We start from the raw sequence: 2,843 nt of genomic DNA on the forward strand, positions 1-2,843 counted from the left end.
CCGACACCGTTGCCCGCTTCGGGAACGCCGAGCCCACAGCTGAATCCTGGCGCCGACGAACCTGAGGACGAACCCATGGGCGACGAGCCGATGGGTGGAGCCGATCCGGGTGACGAGCCGCCGGGTGGCGAACAGGACTGACGCTCGTGAATCGTGCTGGTGAATCGTGCTCCTTCAGGCAGGGAAGAAGCGCGAGCCACACACGAGGCCTCGGTTTCTTGGTCAGGGCGAGAGCGTGATCTCATCCAGCGCCCGCAGTAGCGCGGCGATCTCTTCGTCCGTACCGACACTGATGCGCAACGCGTGCCGCAGTTCGGGTGTCGGAAAATAGCGAACGAGAATCCCCTTACTTTTCAACCCGAGATAGGTGCGTTCCTGGTCTTGACCGGGGCGCCGCGCCAGGACGAAGTTCGACTGGCTCGGCAGAACGGAGAAGCCTCGTTTTCCGAGCCCTTGGATCAGGTCGGACCGCGTGCGACGAATGCGAGCCACATTGGCCTGCATCCAGGCGTAATCTTCCAGGGCGGCGGTTGCGGCCACGATGCCGAGGCGGCTGACGTTGTACGAGTCTTTGATCTTGAGCAGTTCGGTGATGAGGTCGGGCCCTCCGAACGCCAGCCCGATGCGCATGCCGGCAAGCGAGAAGGACTTGGAAAACGTGCGCAACACGATGACGTTGCCGAACTCCCGCACCAGCGCCAACGCCGTCGTCTCGGCAAAGTCCGCGTACGCTTCGTCCACAACGAGCAGTCCAGGGACCGTCCGTGCCAGGCCGCGAATCAGCTCAATTGCGACCGGAGTGCCGGACGGCGAATTCGGGTGACAGACGAACGTGACCCGGCCCTGCGCCTCGGCCAAGCCGGCGGGAAGTGAGAAATCGTCTGAATAGGGGACGTGTACCAGCTGGCCTTCCTGCAGCGTCACCAATGTGTCGTACAGGCTGTAGGTGGGATACGGAAAGACAACACGGTCTCCCGCGCCAACGCAGGCGCGCAGGATCATGCTCAGCAGCTCGTCCGACCCGTTGCCCACCAAAATATGTTCCCGCTGCAGGCCGTACACGGCCGCGGCCCGGTCACGCAGCATGTTGGCCAGTGGGTCGGGATAGAGCCGCAAGTCGTCATTGACCGCCGCACGGATCGCTGCGATCACCCGGGGCGAAGGAGGATATGGGTTCTCGTTGGTGTTCAGCTTGATGTAGCGTCGATCCTGAGGTTGCTCGCCGGGTACGTAACCGGCCATGGCGGCCACAACGGGGCGCGTGAAGGCACGTTTCATCGTAAACTTTTGCTATCAGATTACGGAGTTCCAGGACAACTCCTCCCGGAGGTTCACTCCCCGTGAATTGCGGCGGCGGTCCAACCCCGGCACAATATGCCGTGTGTCCGCCGAACAACTGATCGCGCTCGAAGCCGCCCTGACGGAGCTGAGTACGCTCTACTCGGTGGCCAGGGGCTTTGCCGCGCTGCGACAACGTGCCGAGGAGGACTTGCTGCCACGCCTGCTCGAGTTGGGCAGTAGGCTGCGCGGTCTGCTGCGAGCGGCGCAACTTTCTGAGGGTGAAATCGAGCGGGCGGCGGAGGAGATCATTACGCTGCGTTCGTTGTGGCATTCGGAGCTGGAACAGCTGCGCACGTCACCGGTGTACCAGGAGGCCCGGGCGGCATGGGCAGCCGATCGCCAGGGAGATCTCGCGCGCCTGGTGCCGCTCCTCTTCGCCGGGCTGGTGATCGTGCGTCCCGCTCCCTCACTCTTCTTCCCTGTCTCTCCATCAACCGGGCGGCGCCGGCCGGGGAGCAGCCCATTTCTCAGTGCGGCCGAGTGCGCCGACCGGATTGAGCAGCTGCTGAGCGCCGGCATTGAACCGGAGGACCGCGGCGCGGAATGGTGGGATCGCGACCTGCCGTATGTGACCTGCGCGGATGATCCCGCTGCGTTGGACACGCCGATTGCGTTGCGGCTGGCGGCGCCGGATGTCCGCGTCACCGTCTTCGGCTCAGCCGATGAGCCCACGTTTCGTATCTTCACGCCGCGGCTGCGTGCGGCGATGTCCGTCGTCTTGGCCGCCGAGGTCACGGACGAATGGTGGCAGGCGTACGACGAATCGTACGAATCGTTTCGTCAGGCCTTGAAGAGCGAACTCGCAACTGGCGGTGGCTGCGGGTGAGCGGGTGCGCGGAGATGCCTCCGCGGTTTACCCGTTCACCCGCAGCCGTGCCGCTAGAACTGGTACGTCAATTTGATCCCGGTCTCGTCACGGCTATTGAGCCGGCCGCCAACGAACCACGGATCATTGCTGGGGGCCTTGCTGCCATAAGTCATGTAGAACTTCTGCTGGAACTGGATGATGAAGTTGTTTGAGTAGTAGTAATCGATGTTGTAGGCGACTTCGTTATTATCGTTTACCGGATCCCACGCGTCGGCGATGAACGGCACGATCGTTCCAGAGCGGTAGAAAGAGGTGGCGGCGAGAGTGACGAGGTGCTCCCAGCGGTGGACGACGTCGCCGAGGTCCGGCGACTTGCCCAAGCACCTCACCCCGTCCACACAGTTCCCGGCTTGGATACGCTCCATGAGGCCGCCATACTGCCCCGATTGCCAGGTCCCGAATCCCTGGCTGCCCGATCCAGCACCGGCCGGCGTGAAATATGGAGTGTTGCTGGCGCCGGAGTTGCCGCGCAGATAGCTGACGTTGCCGGGTAGGTAGCTCCAGAAGAACTGACCGGTGATGAACCAGGTGGCCTTGTCGTTCAGGAATCGAATCCAGGTCGGACGGTCGAAGCCGATCATGCCGGCCCAGGTGTCGCGCACGTCGGCGCCCTGCGTCGCGACGCCGCTGGGAG

At 63.5% G+C, this 2,843-nt stretch carries 3 protein-coding genes; 1 reads left to right on the forward strand and 2 read right to left on the reverse strand.

The window, feature by feature from the left end; genetic code table 11:
* Nucleotides 1-222: 222 nt before the first annotated feature.
* The gene (gene hisC, locus VF515_16350; protein ID HEX7409202.1) at nucleotides 223-1,278 is read right to left on the reverse strand and encodes a histidinol-phosphate transaminase; all 1,056 of its coding nucleotides are present in this window, start codon (nucleotides 1,276-1,278) and stop codon (nucleotides 223-225) included.
* A gap of 103 nt (nucleotides 1,279-1,381) precedes the next feature.
* Between hisC and VF515_16355 the strand changes: the two genes are divergently transcribed.
* Nucleotides 1,382-2,167 carry a hypothetical protein gene (locus VF515_16355; protein HEX7409203.1) on the forward strand — a complete coding sequence of 262 codons (786 nt, stop codon included), beginning with the start codon at nucleotides 1,382-1,384 and terminating at the stop codon, nucleotides 2,165-2,167.
* 53 nt (nucleotides 2,168-2,220) lie between these two features.
* Here the strand turns inward: VF515_16355 and VF515_16360 are convergent.
* On the reverse strand, nucleotides 2,221-2,843 hold a 623-nt coding region (locus VF515_16360), incomplete at its 5' end, for a hypothetical protein (protein ID HEX7409204.1).

The sequence above is a fragment of the Candidatus Binatia bacterium genome, from assembly GCA_036382395.1.
In the GTDB taxonomy this organism is placed as follows: Bacteria; Desulfobacterota; Binatia; order HRBIN30; family HRBIN30; genus JAGDMS01.

Bases quoted from the DNA above. Each gene is read 5' to 3' on its own strand.
- hisC (HEX7409202.1), bottom strand. From the start codon at position 1,278: ATGAAACGTGCCTTCACGCGCCCCGTTGTGGCCGCCATGGCCGGTTAC.